Origin of the sequence: Pelosinus sp. IPA-1 (genome assembly GCF_030269905.1) — a bacterium.
Classification (GTDB): Bacteria; Bacillota; Negativicutes; order DSM-13327; family DSM-13327; genus Pelosinus.
Map to the genome: position 1 here is coordinate 514744 of NZ_BSVC01000001.1, position 18527 is coordinate 533270.

Sequence of the window (18527 nt, forward strand, 5' to 3'; positions counted from 1 at the left end):
AAATATGGGAATTGAAATTACGGCACTAAAAGAGAGATGCAAAGGCTGTAATATATGTGTAGCTTTTTGCCCCAAGAAAGTTCTAGCATTAGATACCTTGGGAAAAGTATATGTAATTGACGAAAAAGCATGTATCAATTGTGGACAATGTGAACTACGGTGTCCTGATTATGCAATTTATGTAGAAAAGAAGGTGGAGAAATGAGCCAAGCTAGATTAATGCAAGGGAATGAAGCTTGTGCAGAAGGTGCAATGGCTGCTGGAGTGAATTTTTTTGGAGGTTATCCAATTACTCCTTCTACAGAAATTGCTGAAATTATGGCGAAAGAACTTCCTGCCTTAGGCGGTACTTTTATTCAGATGGAAGACGAGATTGCTGGGATTGCAGTTGTATTAGGGGCAGCTTTAGGTGGAAGAAAAGCTCTTACTGCCACTTCGGGACCAGGGTTTTCTCTTAAACAAGAATTAATTGGTTATGGCTGTATTGCCGAAATACCACTTGTCATTGCCAATGTTCAGAGGATGGGGCCAGCGACAGGTCAGCCTACATCTCCAGCACAAGGCGATGTAATGCAGGCGCGGTGGGGAACTCATGGCGATCATCCTATGATTGCGCTATCTCCTTGGACTGTTCGAGAAGCTTTTGATGTGGCAGTAATGGCCGTAAATTATGCAGAACGGTTCCGTACCCCTGTTATTATTTTACTGGATGAAGTAGTGGGGCACATGCGGGAAAAAGTTGTTTTGCCGAAAGCGGAAGATATAGAAATATACCCTCGCCGTAAACCCAATTGCACCAAGGAAGAGGGATATAAACCATATACCCCGATGGCAGATCTCGTACCTAATCCTGCAGATTTTGGTACTGGACATCGCATTCATGTTACTGGACTTGTTCATGATGAAACGGGTTTTCCAACAGGTAGTTCTAAGATAACAGAGAATACGATTAAAAGATTGCATGAAAAAATTTCTAGAGTTCAAGATGAGATTACTCATTATGATGAGTTTTTCATGGAAGATGCTGAGTATGCAGTCCTGGCATACGGTGGAACAGCTCGTACCGCCTATGCAGCTGTGAAAATTGCACGACAACAAGGAATCAAGGTTGGCATGGTTCGCTTGATGACCATATGGCCCTTTGCAGATAAGGTTGTCAAAGAAGTAGCTCAAAAAGTGAAAAAAATTCTCGTACCAGAAATGAACTACGGGCAACTGGTTTTGGAAGTTGAACGTGCTGCTGCTGGACAAGCAACGGTAATTTCTCTTCCTAAATACAATACAGAAATATTTACTCCTAAAGAAATATGTACAGCAATCGAAGAACTTACAGCGGAGGTAGTAAAATGAGAAGCTATGAGAAATATTTTCGAATGAATCGGCTGCCACATATTTGGTGCCCAGGATGCGGTAATGGTATTGTCATGAAATCCATTGCTAAAGCTGCGGAACAATTAGGACTTGATCAAGATAACACAGTGATCGTATCTGGTATCGGTTGCTCATCAAGAGCTTCTGGTTATATGAATTTTGATACATTACATACAGCTCATGGCAGAGCAATCCCCTTTGCTACTGGCATTAAACTAGCCAATCCTAAATTGAAAGTCATTGTAATCACTGGTGATGGCGATTGTACGGCCATTGGTGGTAACCATTTTATTCACGGTGCTAGAAGAAATATTGATTTAACAGTGATATTGTTTAATAACAATATTTATGGCATGACCGGAGGACAAGCATCTCCCCTTACACCGACTGGCAAAAAAGCTACAACAGCTCCATTTGGAAGTGTTGATACAGCCTTTGATCCTTGTGAACTTGCCAAAGCTGCAGGTGCTAGCTATATTGCTCGCGGTACTGCTTTTCATGCAAAACCACTTGTTGAACTGATTGCCCAAGGAATTTCTAATAATGGATTTTCCCTAGTAGAAGCAATTACCCAGTGCCCCATTTCCTACGGTCGGAGAAATAAAATGGGGGATGCGGCAGGAATGCTCAAATGGATGAGTGAAAACGCAGTTCCTCTAGCTGCTTATGAAAAACTAGCGGAAGACCAAAAAGATGAAAAATTCCCAATCGGTATTTTATATCAAAAAACAGCCCCAGAATACAGCGCAGAATATGCTAAAGTCATTAAATTGGCCCAGGAGGGAAAATAATGCAACAAATACGTTTATGCGGATCAGGCGGTCAAGGAGTAATTACTGCCGCAATCATTCTGGCAGAAGCAGCCATCATGGAAGGCAAGGAAGCAGTACAATCCCAGTCCTATGGACCAGAAGCACGGGGGGGGGCTTCCAAGGCGGAAGTTATTATATCGGAGGAATTCATCTATCATCCTAAAGTAGTGACGCCAGACGTGGTTTTAGCTCTGACACAACAGGCAGCAGATAAATATTCATCTGATCTTTGTGGTAATGGCGTTCTTGTTATTGACGAAGATCTAGTGCCAGAGTCTCCCGTGCATCCGAATGTAGTCAAGGTGCCATTAACGCGTCTAGCTGTAGAGGGACTTGGTAAGGACTTGTTTACAAACATTGTTTCCTTAGGACTTTTGGTGAAAGTAACTGGAGTTGTGTCTTTTGAAACCATTCAAAAGGCTGTTGCCAAAAGAGTACCGAAAGCAACAATAGAAAAAAATATGCAGGCTTTGCGTATTGGGTTTGATGCACATAGCTAATCTGAGATACAATCAGAGTGCATTTCTTAAAATTAAGAGATAAGTAAGTAGTAAAAGTGTGTGCTGATGTCATAGTGGCTGGCTGTATCCTTATGGATATTGCTGAGCACTGTTGTATTATTGATAATTAGTAGAGAGGAAAAAGGGACTGATGGTATGTTTCGCCAAGTCCCTTTTTTGATAACGATGACATAGATTCTGTTTAGAATTTCCTGAAAATTGAAAATCGTGCCACAAAGATTGTTATATCAGAAATATTCTGTGGAGGGATTGACGATGATAGATGCTAAGAAGATTGGAATCATTGCATTACTCGCGGGTGGGATGTTTATTAATGCTATTGATCGCGGTGCACTGGGAGTAGCGGCGCCGATTATGATTAAAGAATTGAACATGGACCCAGCCTTGATGGGAGTTGCGTTGTCGGTTTTTTATTGGAGTTATATTGTATGTATGGTTCCGGTAGGACGATTTGCCGACAAATATGGCGCAAAAAAAGCATTGGGCTGGGCTGCGGTGCTTTGGTCCTTTATGTCTGCGGCAACAGGCTTTGTGCACAGTTTTTATGGGCTGATTTTAACCCGTCTGGGTGTTGGTGCAGGTGAAGCGGCAGGAAATCCGTTGAGTGCAAAAGTAATAAGTGAGAACTTTTCGTCAGAGCAGAGGGCAACGGCAACGGGTTTCTGTCTTTCAGGTACTAAACTTGGTATGGCGGCTGTTCCACTATTAATGGGATTTTTGATCACTCAGTGGAATTGGCGTATCGCATTTTTTGTGACAGGCCTAGGTAGCTTGTTGTGGTGTATATGTTGGTATTACTTTTATAAAGATGTTTCAGAGCAAGTTGATGTGGTTTTAGGTCCGCACAAGGTCGCTATACCATGGAAACAGTTCTTGACTAATCGATGTGTTCTTGGACTGATGCTCACTAAGTTCTTTCTGGACTATCTGTGGGTGTTATTTGTTAGCTGGCTTCCTGCTTATCTGATAATGGAGAGAGGTTTTTCGATTATCAAGATGGGAATATATGCGTCTATCCCCTGGGTTGTCGGCTTTGTTGCTCAGCCCGCAATGGGTTACTTTTCCGACTGGCTTATTAAGAAGGGCGTAAGTGTTACCAAAGCCAGAAAGTATACATTAGTGGGTTCTCAGTTAGTTGCCGCCTCGGTTATTGGGGTAGGATTTGTTGATGATCCGATCATTGCTGTTATTCTCTTGACCATAAATATTGCGGGCGAATCGGCATCGGCTGGAATAATGTGGACAATTCTAGCGGAAGTTTCACCCAAAGGAATGGGCGGAACTGTGTCCAGTGCCATAAATACGATTAGCTCTATAGCTGGTGTGCTGGCTCCAACCATTACAGGTTTCATTTATAAATTTACTGGCAGTTTTCAAATGGCGCTATTCGTAGCTGGCGTAGGTATATTGATATCGGCATGTGCTATTTTGTTTATTGTTCCGGAGATTAAGCCGATTGAGTTTAATAAAAAATCCAATATGTAGAATTGAGAGGTTTTGTAAAATGTTGCGGAAGTTTTTGTCTCACTTGCAGTTCAAATTAATTGGTGTCATCTGTCTGATCTTGCTTGTGACTCTTGGGGTTGTTTCATTTGTTACCTACAAAAAGACGGATACAATTCTCTCAAAAAATTCAGCAGAACTGCAACAAGCCGTTGCGCAGGATTATGCTCGGGAAGTTGAATTTGAATTCAATGGATTGTTAAACGATGTTTATTGTATCGCTACGTCGGAGCAAATGACTAATGTAACCGACAAAAATCAAATTCGTCAGATATTACGTAAGGAATTTAAACGGTTTCCGATGTTTAGTGCTCTGTGGTATTTCGACTTGGATGGAATCTCCATTGATACTACAGGACTAGAAACAAAAAGCGATGAACGGGAATATTTTCAAATTGTAAAGCGGACGCAGAAGCCCTATGTTTCTAATCCCTATATTTCCAAGGTTACTGGGAAGTTCGTTGTTGCCGTAGTATACCCTGTTTTTCGCAACGGCAAGATGGATGGCATGATTAATGCAGTCTACCCATCGGATAAAATCCTGGAGAAGGTTCAGCAAGCAAAATTCGGCAAGACGGGGTATGCTATCCTGGTAGGAGGAGATGGTTTAGTTGTTGCGGACGGAAACAATGCCGATTTAGTTGGAAAAGCTAACTTTCTCAAGCAAGACATTCCTGACGCCTTAAATCTTGCCCAGAAAAAGCTTGATGAAAGGGTAGTGAAGTCCACCAAGGAAGCACTTAGCGGCAATATTGTTCAGACTTCTTATACCAACTATGATAATAACTCTAAATATGCAGTGTTTCGTCCTGTACAACTAGGTGAACAGCAGCGTTGGGGTTTGATTATTACAACAGAAACGAAAGAGATATATGAAGATGCGAATAATTTATTGAAATGGATACTATTAATATCTCTTATCGGCTTACTTATCTCTGGAGCAATCGCCTATTCATTCGGGAGAAAATTTACCAAGCCGATCTTGGCTATTAATCAAGAGATGGCGTTAGTTGCCCAAGGAGATTTAAGAAAACGCAGTATCTCTGTCGTCAGTAGTGATGAACTGGGGCAAATGGTAAAAAGTTTCTTGGTAATGAGGGATTCTCTAATCAATATAGTTGAAAAGGTACAACACGAGTCTCAGCAGGTAGCGGCGGCATCCGAGGAACTTACTGCTAGTGCTGAGCAATCCGCACAGGCTGCCAATCAAGTCGCTTCATCAATAACCGAAGTGGCACAAGGAGCCGACAAACAGCATCATGTAGTAAGTGCGGCCGCTGAGATAGTAGGGCAAATGTCGGGGAGTATCCAGCAAGTAGCGGCGAATGCCAATGTATTATCGCAGCAGTCGACTAAAGCTGCTGAAACAGCAAAAGAAGGCGGTAAGTCAGTGGAGGGTGCAGTTAAACAAATGACCGAAATTGAACATACTGTTAGCTGTTCAGCCCAAGTTGTCGCTCGACTAGGTGAACGATCGAAAGAAATAGGACAAATTGTGGACACTATTTCCGGAATTGCAGGTCAGACCAATCTCTTAGCCCTTAACGCTGCTATCGAGGCGGCAAGAGCGGGTGAACAGGGACGCGGCTTTGCTGTTGTTGCCGAAGAGGTTCGTAAGCTAGCAGAACAATCTCAAGAGGCAGCCAAGCAAATCGCACATCTGATTAGCGAGATCCAGGATGAAACAGACAAAGCGGTATCGGCTATGGACGAGGGTACACGAGATGTTAAAGTGGGTACTGGGATAGTAAATGAGGCAGGTAAAGCTTTTCAAGAAATTATTAGTCTTGTAGACAATTTAGCGGGGCAGGTCGAAGAAATTTCAGCAGCTATTAGGAATTTAGCCAGTGGCAGTCAAAAGATTGTGTCGTCCGTTCAGGTAATTGATCAACTAACGGTGACAGCGACCGGGGAAGCACAGAACGTTTCAGCAGCCACAGAAGAACAGTCTGCATCAATGGAAGAAATTGCATCTTCAAGCCAAAGTCTTGCCAAAATGGCTCAGGATTTACAAGAAGTTGTTAGTAAGTTTCGCATTTAATAAAAAGTTACAGAACCTCAGCAAACTACCGATAGCATCACGGAACTATAGTAAAGGATGATTTTTATGGAAGACAAGGTAAGCAACCAGGGACCTTTTTCTAGTGGCACACGGCGTCCTTATCTCATAGCGCCAGCGAATGCCTGTGACTGTCATATGCATATTTATGATAGTCGATTTGCACCATCACCTCATTGGGAAAAACGTCCGCCAGAAGCGAATGTGGATGATTATCGCTTTTTTCAGAAGGGGATTGGCACTACACGTACTGTAGTTGTCACTCCATCCACTTATGGTATTGACAATCGTTGCACCCTTGATGCAATAGAACAAATTGGTCCAACGGCACGCGGAGTGGCTGTTGTTGATATGGATGTATCAGATGACGAGTTGAAGCGACTGGACAGTTTGGGCATATGCGGGATTCGTGTTAACTTTGTTTCTCCCCAATCTTGGGGTGTGACTACAGTAGAAATGTTAGAAACCCTTGCGAAGCGCATAAGCAATCTCGGTTGGCATGTGCAGATTTTAATGTTGGGTGACCAGATCGTTGCCATGGAGGGGGTTTTACAGCAACTACCCGTACCGATAGTAATTGATCATTTGGCTCGCATACCGCAGCCAGCGGGTGTGGATCACCCAGCATTTAAGACTATGTTAAGGTTGCTTGATAAAGGACAGACTTGGGTTAAACTTTCTGGTGCTTATATGGATACAAAGATTGGTCCGCCTAGCTATAATGACGTGACGAAGGTAGCCCAGGGGTTTGTCAAAGCAGCACCAGAGCGAATGGTTTGGGGGAGTGATTGGCCACATCCAACAGAGAAAGAAAAGCCTAATGATGCAGTGCTTTTTGATCTTCTGTCCAAGTGGGCAATAGAAGAAGCCGCGATTTATAAAATTCTTGTCGAAAATCCAGCAATTTTATATGGATTCTCAAAATGATTTTATATGAATGAAGCCATCTTAGCATAGCAATGATTAACTGGATATCAATTAGAGGAGGAAGTTTACATGGATAATAAAATAGTCACACGTCGTACTTTTCTTAAAGGTACAGGATTGACTTTCATGGCATTAAGCGGAATTCGTATCCCAGTGGGAAGTGCTGAAAGTTATTCCACCGAACAAAAAGTGCCTTATTCATCTGGTAGTGAGTTGCCGAATTTGAAGGTGCCTTTGAATGCGACAGATTGTCATCATCATATCTATGATTCACGCTTTCCTGTTGATCCCAATTCCACCCTTAGGCATCCTAATGCCACAGTTGCCGATTACCGTCTGCTGCAAAAGCGGCTGGGCACAACGCGTAATGTAATCGTGCAGCCTTCCACCTATGGTGTGGACAACAGTGGACTTGTTGAATCTCTCAAGGAATTCGGTCTTAAAACAACTCGGGGGATTGCCGTAGTTAATACCAGTGTCACCGATGCTGAGTTGGCAGAATTAGATAAGGTTGGCGTGCGCGGTATTCGCTTCAATATGTCGGTGCCAGGCGAAGCTACGAATATGGATATGGTGCAAACTCTGGCACAGCGGATTAATGAGCTAGGATGGCACATTCAAGTTGTGGCCAAACCGGATAAAATTTTAGCTGGCAAAGACGTGTGGAGCAGTGTTCCGTGTCCAGTAGTATTCGACCACTTAGGGCATATTACCAGTGTCGATCAGCCAGCCTTTGAAGTTATTCTTAATCTGCTGCGGGAAGGCAAGGGCTGGGTGAAATTATCTGGTGCTTATATTCTTAGTAAAGTTGGTTCGCCGACTTACGCAGACAGAACTATAGTAGCAAAAGCGTATGTAAATGAAGTACCAGGGCAATTGGTGTGGGGTAGTGATTGGCCGCATCCTACGTCAAAAATTGACAATAAGCCTGATGATGCTATCCTCATGAGCTTGTTGACGGAGTGGGCACCAGATGAGGCTCTGCAAAGACGCATTTTGGTGGATAATCCAGCTAGGCTTTATGGCTTCCTCGAATAGCCTTTAGGTTTCAGGGCTAGAAGAATTGATTGTTGAACATATTGCACGATGCTAGTAAGTTTGCAGAATGGGACTTGCTGATAATTTTTCGCAAGTTCCCATTCTCTAGAGATGTTGGAAGTTAAATGTCGCGCCCTTAATGCTTAAACTGATTAATAGTCAGTTAGATGAAGGGGAACGATAAAATCAGATGCTGAATCTTATTGATTACGTTATTACCTTTGAAGAGATGGCGGCTTTATTTGTGGGAACTGAAATTGATTTACTAAAAAGCTGTTGAAGAAACAAATGAATTTCATTATTGGCATCATAAACAGAAATTTAAACTTATATAATAATAGCTTCAGATCTGCAGTGTTTTGCCCTGTGAAACTGGGAGAGCAACAGCGTTGAAACTCGTAAGCTGGCAGACCAATTTGCATAATGGCCAATTGGTTCAGGATCTACAAGGAGCTGTCACTAAGTTTCTTGTAAATCATTCATATAATCGAGTATAATACTACTACGATAGATGATGAATGGTGGAGAGTGTAAATGGAAAGAACTGTTTTGCTGTTATTGCAGGAGAAGATGGAAATCCTTACTTCTGCTCAACGTAAAGTTGCTGATTATATTTTGAAAAATCCAACTGAAGTGGCATTTTTGACAACCGATCAATTGGCAGGAATTATTGGGGTTAGCGTAGCCACTGTTATGCGATTGGCTTATGCTCTTGGATATACTGGCTATGCGCAGTTCCAGAAGGATTTACAGGAAATGTTACGCAGCCGAGTTGCGTCACCCCCGACACGATTGGAAACAAATATAAAAAAAGTGGGAAAAAATAAGCTTTTGCTCGAATGTGCTGAAGTCCAAATGAATAACATCAAGAAAACAGTGGAATTTATGTCTGATGAGGCGATTGAGAAGGCCTTTAATCTTATATTTGCTGCGAAGAAGATATATGTTATTGGGATTCGAGGAAGTTCTTCGGTGGCTAATTATTTGAATGAAGGGCTAAACCGTATTGGTGTTGATAGTGAATTATTGATTACCGATTCTGGACGACTACAGTCAATTTTAGTGAAGCCCCCTCTTGACTCTTTATTTATCGCCTTAAGTTTACCGCGATATGGAAAAAGAACCTTTGAAGTTGTTCAGGTAGCAAAAAATAAAGGCGCGAAAATATTATCAATTACAGATGGATATTCGTCACCATTTGCGCTGTTATCTGACGCTTTCCTAGCGTGCGCCTTCGAAAGTTTATCATTTCACAATTCTGAAATCGGTGCTATGTTTCTGGCTGACTTTTTAGTAACCGGTGTGGCTATTCGAAATTCCAACAAAACTAAATATTATTTGGAAGAAATTGAAAAAATAGTAACTGCAACTGATGCTAACTTATTGAAATAAATTACTATGTTTCCTCGAATTTAGATAAACGAAGACTAACGCTTCTCCTAATCTCAGCTTCGTTTAACCAAAAGTCTTAGATAGAGAATCTGTAAATGATTCTGCAAGAGTGATATTTATTTGATTTGTTAAAAGGTGGACTGGATCGGCTCGTAGCATCACTATCCATACTATTCTAAAAAAATGCCCTTGCCAATGATGCAGAGATCCCGATTAAGCTTAAACGGCATTAGATTGATTAGTAATTTGCGCAAGAGATGATATGTTGAACCCTTAAAATGGAATATGAAAGAAAAAACCTCCTGTGGTGGATAAAATAAACTACCATAGGAGGTTTTGTTATGTCTAGAAAAAAGGGAATGAAACATTTATTCAGAGACAATTAAGGTAGAAGCAGTACGAATGCATCTAGAGGAAGGATAGCAACCAGGGAAATCATGCAAAGACTGAGTGTAACGCCTAGGCGTATCCGGTCCAGGTGCGAAGCATTGGATAATTTCTCTCACTCGATGTCTAATTCCATAAAATTATTAATTGTAGCTATAATTAGATTCTCCCCTATGTAGATTTATAAATAAGGCATACATAGGTAGAAGCTTTAATTCCATCTTAATAATAGTCACCTTATCGGATTACTTCTCACATATAGTTCTTGTCCTTCAAGAAAACCTATGTTAAACTAATTTACTATTCAGTAACGTAATCATAGTACTTTCAAATGACGGAGAGTACTATGTAGAATAATAAAGGAGGGGAAAAGGATGAATTCAATCTATTATTTGTTGGCATTCATTTCGGGATCAGTGTTAACTTTGCAAGTTGGAATTAACGGGAAACTATTACATAGCCTTGGGAGTCCTGTGCTTACTTCATTTATCAGTTTTATGGTAGGTACTATTGGATTAGGGGTTATTTATGTGTGTGCTGCTTTTCTTGGGGTACAAACAGTACCCTCTTTACAGAGCTTTTCTCTTCCCAGCTGGTGGGTATGGAGCGGGGGTTTATTGGGAGCATTTTATATTTTTACAGTTATTTTTGTTGCTCCTAAGATTGGATTTGCTAATATGTTTAGCCTAGTTGTTGCAGGGCAAATTATTCTGGCTATTTTGTTTGATCATTTTGGTGTGTTAGGAAACCAGATTCACAGTTTAACTGCGCTAAAATCGGTAGGTGTAGCTTTATTGATCGCTGGTGTATATCTAATTCAAACAAACTAGGATGTAAATGTGCAGTATATAAAAGGATTCTATGCTACAAATAAGTGCGTACTTGTTTAAAAATATCCTACTGATTATTATAGTATTAGAGAAATATTGAAAAGTAATATTTCATATTGCTTAGTTCGTGAGCATAAGAATATCTGATAGTGGTAGTTTTTAGAGGAAGTATAAAAAACAAATTACTAAAGATACTACCTGGAAGATGCAAGTTCATTGGGGAAGCAGTTAATGAATAGGAGGTTGTATTCATGTCATATTTACTTCAATCATTGCAAGCGGGTTCTTTGAGCCTGGCTAATCGTTTAGTTATGCCACCAATGGCTACCTCTAAAGCTGATAGTGATGGCAAGGTAAATGCAGGAGTACTAGATTACTATACGGAAAAATCCGCGGGCGGGTATTTATCACTTGTTATTATAGAACATAGTTTTATTCAGCAAGCAGGCAAGGCCAGTGAAAATCAGCTTTCTGTTGCCGATGATAGTGTAATAGAAGAATTAAGAAAGTTAGCGAATGTGATTCATCGCAATGGAGCTAAGGCTATCATGCAAATTAATCATGCAGGGAGTGCCGCTGATGAAAAGGTTATCGGCGAAATTCCCGTGGGACCTTCTGTCCTAGCCAATCCACGCAAAGGAACAATTCCTAGAGAACTTACCCACCAGGATATTACTGCTATTGTCAAAGCGTTTCAAAATGCTGCCCGTCGCGTCAAAGAAGCTGGTTTTGACGGAGTGGAAATTCATTCTGCCCATGGATACCTGTTAAACCAATTTTTTTCTCCTTTGACAAATAAGCGTGTCGATGAGTACGGTGGAGATGTACACAACCGTATTCGCCTTCATCGAGAGGTCATAGCAGCGGTACGTGAAGTCGTGGGTGAGGATTATCCGATTCTATTGCGCTTAGGAGCTTCGGATTATATAGAGGGCGGAACAACCATTGAAGATAGCAAAATTGCCGCACAAGAATTTGAAAAAGCTGGCGTCAATATCTTAGATATATCGGGTGGTTTTTCAGGTTATGTTGTACCTGGCAATAACTCACAAGGCTATTTTGCCCCACTTACTGAAGCTATTAAGCAAGTGGTGTCCATCCCGGTCATCCTTACTGGTGGTATTATTGATGTGCAAGTGGCTGAGCAGTTACTAGCAGAAGGTAAAGCAGACCTTATTGGTGTAGGTAGAGCTGTATTTAAAGATTCTAACTGGGCGAAAAAAGCTGTTGAAAGCCTTCGCTAACAGATCATTATTGGCATATACGCCAATCTATCTAGCAATATAATCGAAGTGAAAAAACTCTATTTGGTAAAAAGGAAGTGATTGGGAGAAAATAATCCTAATCACTTCCTTTGCTTTATAATAAGTTACGACTGCGTTGCATTTTCTAGAGTGGATATTTAGAACTTTACCTTATAATTACATTGTGTGCTGGTATTTAACTAATGAAAGCAAGAGTTGTTCATTTTTAAATACTCAATATGTTAAAGTTAATAAAGTATGATACTAGCATATTGTGAAAAGTTATCCTATGGCAAAGGAAAATCATAAAGTAACATTGGAGGTTTTAGGAATGAATAGACGTGTAGTTATTACAGGTATGGGGGCTGTATCTTCTTTAGGATGTGGCGCAGATACACTTTGGAATTCAATCAAGCAGGGGAAATCTGGAATAAGTAGAATTGAGAGAATTGATGTATCTGATTTACCTACGCAAGTAGGAGCGGAAGTAAGGGATTTTGATGCCAATCAGTTTGTGGAGAAGAAGGAAATTAAAAGGTTGGATCGCTTTACGCAATATGCCTTGGCTGCTACCCAAATGGCAGTTGAGGAAGCAAAAATAGATTTTGCTGCAGTAGATAAGGAGCGTGTCGGTGTAATTATCGGAACAGGCATTGGCGGTATAGAAACCATAGAAAATCAGCATAGCTTGCTTTTAGAAAAAGGAACCAATAGAATTAGTCCCTTCTTAGTACCCATGATGCTGCCTAATATGGCTGCGGGACTTGTTGCAATTAAATATGGCGCTAAGGGATTCAGTGAATGTACTGTTTCAGCTTGTGCTTCATCGACCAATGCGATTGGTGATGCTTATAAAATCATTCAAAGAAATGCCGCTGATGTGATGATTGCAGGTGGAGCGGAGGCATCCATTACAAGATTAGCATTAGCAGGTTTTTGTGCAATGAAAGCTATGTCAACCAATCTGGATGCCACCACAGCTTCTAGGCCTTTTGATTTAGAGCGCGATGGATTTGTCCTAGGAGAAGGTGCAGGTAGCCTTATTATCGAAGAGTTAAATCATGCTTTAGCGCGAGGAGCTACTATTATTGCAGAAATTGTAGGTTATGGCTGTACGAATGATGCATATCATATTACTGCTCCTGATGAGAGCGGGGCCGCCCGATGTATGAAGTTAGCAATAGAGGATGCCGGGCTAAAGCCGCAGAATATTGGTTATATAAATGCCCATGGTACATCAACGCCATTAGGTGATAAGAATGAAACAAACGCAATAAAAACCGTTTTTCAAAAGCATGCATATGAGCTTGCGGTAAGTTCAACAAAATCCATGACGGGTCATTTATTAGGAGCAGCGGGAGCGATTGAGGCTATTATAACCGCTTCTGCTCTGAAAGATGGTTTTTTACCACCAACGATCAATTACAAAACAAAAGACCAGGGGTGTGATTTATATTATGTGCCAAACGAAGGGAAAAAGGCAGACTTATCTTATGCCTTGACAAACTCCTTTGGTTTTGGCGGGCATAATGCAACACTGGTTTTAAAAGCGTTTTAAAGTTTGGGGGCTATTCAAGGTTATGATAGATATGAAAGAGATTGTAGCGGCAAGTGTTAATTATATTGAGAATAACATCTATAACAAGATTAGCTTAGATGATATTGCCCAGCAATCAGGCATATCAAAATATCATTTGCATAGAATGTTTAAGTCCTTAACAGGTGAGTCTTTGATGGAGTATGTTCAGTCTCGAAAACTTTCGTCTAGCATAAACGAATTGATTCATACCAATATGAGAATTATAGATATTGCGTTAGATTATGGTTTTGATTATGAACAATCTTATATAAGGGCCTTTCGTAAAAAGTTTGGGCATACGCCGCTAAAAGTACGTTCAGAAAATCTATCCTTAATCATTAAGGAAAAATTGAATATACATGATATTTTATCCCTTAATAATTCCATTATCTATAAACCATTTTTTGTTTATAAACCAAAAATGTATTTAGTGGGTAAGCAACATAAAATAGTAAGTAAATCTGGCGATAAGACTGCCAATGCCTATGGGAATGATTTTTATTATAATCATTCCCATAAGATTGTAAATGCAGTGAACCCAGCAGTATATTTTGGTTATACAGACTGGAGTAGAAATGATGAGGGATATATTTATTATATTCCCTCTCTTGAAGTCCCCAATTTATCTCATATACCTGAGGGAATGAAAGGAATTTCAATACCGGCGCACAAATATGTAGCCTTTCGCTTTGTAGGGTTTTTTCATCCCAATGATATTAATGGCAGGCAAGTAGGGCGGTTATTAGTTCATATGTATTCCAAATGGATTTTTAAGTCAGGTTTTAAGTTTGCTGAACCCTTTCGATTTGAGTACATTGATACTTCTGTATCAAAAGATAATTATTGTGAATTAGATATATACCAACCTATCATGGAAAATGATAGGAAAAATTTATACTAGAAAAATGAATGTGAACAAGTCACATTTATTTTTTTGCAAAAAAGTATTCAGAAAAATGATTGGAAGGAATATGTAGTTTATAGCAGAATAGAAAACAAATGATCATTTAATGAATAACGTGAATTGAAGAGGTTTATATGGATGTAAAGTTAAAGTTAGCATATGTTTTTATGGATCTAATACTACCCCTAGTATTAGGTTATCTATTTCGCCGCAAAAAGTATCTAAGCGAAGTAAATTGTAATAAGATGATTGTATTCAATATTCTAGTATTGTCCACTGCTCTGTCCATTCTTAGTTTTTGGACTTTGCCTTTGAAGTTGGAATTAATGTGGCTGCCTCTCTTTGGAATCTTACTTAGTATCATTCCTGGTACCACTGCCTTTTTAATATCAAGTAATAAATATGATAATGGGCTAGAGAAGGGGAGTTACTTAGTATCTGCTATTCTTTCTAATATTGGTACACTAGGTGGACTTTGTGCTTATATTATTTTCGGGGAAGCGGCATTTGCCTATACGCAGATTGTAGGCTTATTTCAAGGATTGGTATTATTCTTATTTTGTTTTCCCATGGCACAATATTATAAAATGAAAAGCAATCCCACAGGTGACAATAAAAAACTTACCTTTGGATCTATGTTTTTTAACCGCAACCAGTTACCAGTTGTGGGGTTAGTTTTTGGTATATTGCTATGCTTAGGCGGCGTTCCTCGTCCCGTATTCTTAGGTGCGGTATTTGATCCATTAGTTCATCTTTGCGCCTGGACGGCTCTAATTCCAGCAGGGTATTCCATTGAATTTTCAGGGATGAAACAGTATTATGGTACTACGCTTGATCTGCTTCCGATAAAGTTTATTATTACGCCAGTGCTAGGCTATTTACTAGCAAGAGAACTTTTCACCGATCCGGCATTGCTTGGTACTATATTGATTATCGCTAGTGTACCTACTGGAATTAATGCGATTGTAACTGCTAGGCTCTATGGATTGAATCTACATGTGTCTGGTGCAGCCTTTGTAGTAACGACTGCCGTTTTTCTAGTAATTGTATATCCGATCCTATTTTTTTGGATTACAACAAATAACGTAGGTATGATTCATTGATTAGAAGAGTTCACTGAAGGTAAAAAAGGATAAAGTGAGTTACAGATACTAAAAAAACTTGAACCATAATAGATATGGTTCAAGTTTTTTATGGTTCAGTAGGATCTAATTACCTTTTCGTGCCATTAAGTTGGATACTTTGTTTGCAAAGCTGATAGGGTCTTCTGGAAGTAGACCTTCAATTAGCATTGCTTGCACATACAATAGGTCACAATAATCTTTGAAGGCTTCTGAATCAGGAGTAGCTTCATGTAAATCCTTTAAGACATGAAATACATCGTGATTTGGATTTAATTCTAGGATTCTGCTAGCCTTGTACATGGTATTATTCATTTCTGACAAGATTTGCTCCATGGAAAGACTGATGCCATTATCATCACTAACTAGGCAGACAGCACTGGATTTTAGACGATTACTAATCTTCACATCCGCTATTTTGCCTTTTAATTGCTCTTTGATGGCCTTAATTAGAGATTCATTTTCTTTTAAAATGGCTTCCGTATCTTTTTTAGCTTCAGGAGAGTCGATATCATCCAAGTTTAATTCCCCACGGCTAATGGATTGGAACTTTTTCTCTTTATACTCTTGTAATGCATCGATTGTAAATTCATCAACCTGATCGTATAGGTAGAGAACTTCAATCCCTTTTTCTCTCAAAAGTTCCATTTGTGGCAACCGTTCTACAGAAGCTCGATCTTTACCTGTCGCATAATAAATGACTTTTTGGTTTTCCGCCATACGTTTCGTATAGTCATCTAAAGTAGTCAATTCTTCAGTTGCATGGGAAGACGCGAAGAGTAATAAATCTTTTAATTTATCGCGGCTTTGGAAATCTGTGTAGGCTCCCACTTTAATAGCCTTACCAAATTCCTTCCAGAAGGTTTCGTATTTAGGACGATCTTTGGAGAGTAAATTTTCTAAGGTTTTTAATACGCTTTTTTCTAGATTTTTGCCAATTAGCTTTAATTGCTTACTGTGTTGCAACAGCTCCCTAGAGATGTTAAGGGAGAAGTCGGAGGAATCCACTAAGCCTTTAACGAAACGCAAATATTCTGGGAGCAGATCCTGGCAGTTGTCCATAATGAAGACCTGTTTTGAATAGAGGCGAATTCCAGAGGTAGTTTTTTGGGTGTACAAATCAAAAGGCGCACGGGAAGGGATAAAGAGTAAGCTTGTGTACTCGACTGTTCCTTCTGCTTTGGAATGAATCAGTTCTAGTGGATCTTCCCAGTCATGGAAGAGATTTTTGTAAAAGGTATGATATTCTTCTGCCGAAATTTCGTTCTTACTGCGGGTCCATAAAGGAGTCATTGAGTTCAAGGTACGAATCTCTACTGCTTGGGTTGCTGGCGCATCTTCGATTTCCTTGCCATCTTCATCTTTTGGTTTTTCTTCTTTAATGAAGTTCATTTTTATTGGGTAGCGGATGTAATCCGAGTATTTTTTTATTAATTCTTCGATGGTATGACGGTTTAGGAAATTGTCTTTGGAACCGCCAGCAGAACGAAACTCTTCATTAAGGGTGATACTAATGGTAGTACCTCGTTTTTCCTTATCCACTTCTTCAATCGTATAGGTTCCATCTCCGCTAGACTCCCACTTGACGCCTTTTGCTTGTCCAGGGGCACGAGTGATTAGGGTTACTTTATCGGAAACCATAAAGGCAGAGTAAAAACCTACGCCAAATTGGCCAATTAATTCATTGTCAGTAGCTGTTTCCTTCTCTTTTAATTTTTGCAGGAAGGATTTGGTTCCTGATTTGGCAATGGTCCCAATATTTTCGACGACTTCATCATAGGTCATACCAATACCATTATCTGATATAGTTAGAGTATGCGTCGCTTCATCGGGAACAAGGAAAATTTCAAAATTTGAGTCTCCTTCGAGTAAATCATGATTTGTCAAAGATTCGAAGCGAATTTTATCGATAGCATCGGAGGCATTAGAGATAAGTTCTCTTAAAAAGATTTCCTTATTTGTATAAATAGAGTGAATCATCAAATCTAATAATTGCTTAGTTTCCGCTTGAAATTCCATAGTTTGTTTCGTTTTTGCTGCTTGGCTCATGTAGGAAGTCTCCTTTTTATTATGTAATTAATTTATAGATTACTTCTTTGTTAGCACTCTCAATATGCGAGTGCTAACTTTCTTATATAATACCTTGATTGTTATTTGAAATCAAGATATTAACCATCCAAATTTACGCAATAATAACATTTTTTTACCGTTTTTATTCAATTTACTAGCGAAATTATATTATCTTTCGTTTTTAAATGAATGCCTCATTCTAATATAAATAAGAGAAAATATGTGGGCCGCTGTAGCTTAGTGCTACAACGGCCCACATATTTATAAATGATAGTAGGAGCTTGGGGCAGATATCGGAAAGAAATCGTGAACTACGTTGAGAGATGTTTTTTTGCATGGAAGGCTGATTGGATAGCCTTTTGAATTGTTTCAGTATTAATTCGTTCAGTCCACTTATCGAAATAACAAGGATAACTTGTTCCGCATGAACTGCATTCTATAAATTGCTTAGTATCCTTTTGCTCTCGATTATCATATAAGTGGGGAAGAAGTTCTTCCGTATTATTAATTCCGGGTGCATTGGAATCTATGACATATGAATATTCATAGGTAGCTTGGTATTTTAATATAAGATGGTCACTATTACAAACGGGACATACAACAGAATTGGTTTGGGTCATAGTAGTTCCCCCTATCGTAGTTTTGTTTGGCGCCTTCAACCTTCCTATTCATTTGTATTATATCCATATTTTAAGAGTATCAAACCGTAAGGATAAAGCCAGGATTTTTGTTAAAAGTACATTCTCTGCTCTCACTCCACACGGTATGG

Annotated in this window: 16 protein-coding genes; 14 read left to right on the forward strand and 2 right to left on the reverse strand. The window is 39.7% G+C overall.

Annotation, left to right across the window (positions count from 1 at the left end; translation table 11 throughout):
- The first annotated feature begins 4 nt into the window (after positions 1-4).
- The 14 genes from QSJ81_RS02275 (at position 5) to QSJ81_RS02340 (ending at position 15670) form a co-directional block, all read left to right on the forward strand.
- The gene (locus tag QSJ81_RS02275) at positions 5-205 is read left to right on the forward strand and encodes a 4Fe-4S binding protein (protein ID WP_285715787.1); all 201 of its coding nucleotides are present in this window, start codon (positions 5-7) and stop codon (positions 203-205) included.
- On the forward strand, positions 202-1350 hold the full coding sequence (locus QSJ81_RS02280) for a 2-oxoacid:acceptor oxidoreductase subunit alpha (protein WP_285715788.1): 1149 nt from the start codon (positions 202-204) through the stop codon (positions 1348-1350). Before QSJ81_RS02275 ends, QSJ81_RS02280 begins: the two co-directional genes overlap by 4 nt.
- Positions 1347-2162: a 2-oxoacid:ferredoxin oxidoreductase subunit beta gene (locus QSJ81_RS02285; protein WP_285715789.1), complete on the forward strand. Its 816-nt coding sequence runs from the start codon at positions 1347-1349 to the stop codon at positions 2160-2162. The genes QSJ81_RS02280 and QSJ81_RS02285 overlap by 4 nt, the downstream gene beginning before the upstream one ends.
- The gene (locus QSJ81_RS02290; protein WP_285716059.1) at positions 2159-2683 is read left to right on the forward strand and encodes a 2-oxoacid:acceptor oxidoreductase family protein; all 525 of its coding nucleotides are present in this window, start codon (positions 2159-2161) and stop codon (positions 2681-2683) included. The genes QSJ81_RS02285 and QSJ81_RS02290 overlap by 4 nt, the downstream gene beginning before the upstream one ends.
- Before the next feature lie 276 nt (positions 2684-2959).
- Complete coding sequence (locus QSJ81_RS02295) at positions 2960-4189, forward strand: MFS transporter (protein WP_285715790.1); 1230 nt, start codon at positions 2960-2962, stop codon at positions 4187-4189.
- A gap of 19 nt (positions 4190-4208) precedes the next feature.
- The gene (locus QSJ81_RS02300) at positions 4209-6248 is read left to right on the forward strand and encodes a methyl-accepting chemotaxis protein (protein ID WP_285715791.1); all 2040 of its coding nucleotides are present in this window, start codon (positions 4209-4211) and stop codon (positions 6246-6248) included.
- A gap of 66 nt (positions 6249-6314) precedes the next feature.
- Complete coding sequence (locus tag QSJ81_RS02305) at positions 6315-7193, forward strand: amidohydrolase family protein (protein ID WP_285715792.1); 879 nt, start codon at positions 6315-6317, stop codon at positions 7191-7193.
- Between the two features lie 69 nt (positions 7194-7262).
- Positions 7263-8231: an amidohydrolase family protein gene (locus QSJ81_RS02310; protein ID WP_285715793.1), complete on the forward strand. Its 969-nt coding sequence runs from the start codon at positions 7263-7265 to the stop codon at positions 8229-8231.
- A 534-nt stretch (positions 8232-8765) separates the two neighbouring features.
- Positions 8766-9623: a MurR/RpiR family transcriptional regulator gene (locus QSJ81_RS02315; RefSeq protein ID WP_285715794.1), complete on the forward strand. Its 858-nt coding sequence runs from the start codon at positions 8766-8768 to the stop codon at positions 9621-9623.
- Positions 9624-10384: 761 nt separating this feature from the next.
- On the forward strand, positions 10385-10840 hold the full coding sequence (locus QSJ81_RS02320; RefSeq protein WP_285715795.1) for a DMT family transporter: 456 nt from the start codon (positions 10385-10387) through the stop codon (positions 10838-10840).
- Between the two features lie 251 nt (positions 10841-11091).
- Positions 11092-12084, forward strand: coding sequence for an NADH:flavin oxidoreductase (locus QSJ81_RS02325; protein WP_285715796.1), 993 nt, complete (start codon positions 11092-11094; stop codon positions 12082-12084).
- Between the two features lie 331 nt (positions 12085-12415).
- Positions 12416-13642 carry a beta-ketoacyl-ACP synthase II gene (gene fabF, locus QSJ81_RS02330; protein ID WP_285715797.1) on the forward strand — a complete coding sequence of 409 codons (1227 nt, stop codon included), beginning with the start codon at positions 12416-12418 and terminating at the stop codon, positions 13640-13642.
- A 22-nt stretch (positions 13643-13664) separates the two neighbouring features.
- The gene (locus QSJ81_RS02335) at positions 13665-14564 is read left to right on the forward strand and encodes an AraC family transcriptional regulator (RefSeq protein ID WP_285715798.1); all 900 of its coding nucleotides are present in this window, start codon (positions 13665-13667) and stop codon (positions 14562-14564) included.
- A gap of 137 nt (positions 14565-14701) precedes the next feature.
- Positions 14702-15670: an AEC family transporter gene (locus QSJ81_RS02340; RefSeq protein WP_285715799.1), complete on the forward strand. Its 969-nt coding sequence runs from the start codon at positions 14702-14704 to the stop codon at positions 15668-15670.
- A 105-nt stretch (positions 15671-15775) separates the two neighbouring features.
- Here QSJ81_RS02340 and htpG read toward each other — a convergent pair whose 3' ends face one another.
- Positions 15776-17737 carry a molecular chaperone HtpG gene (gene htpG / locus QSJ81_RS02345; RefSeq protein WP_285715800.1) on the reverse strand — a complete coding sequence of 654 codons (1962 nt, stop codon included), beginning with the start codon at positions 17735-17737 and terminating at the stop codon, positions 15776-15778.
- A gap of 332 nt (positions 17738-18069) precedes the next feature.
- A complete protein-coding gene (locus QSJ81_RS02350; RefSeq protein ID WP_285715801.1) occupies positions 18070-18378 on the reverse strand; it encodes a hypothetical protein in 309 nt (102 codons plus the stop codon).
- Between the last annotated feature and the right edge of the window lie 149 nt (positions 18379-18527).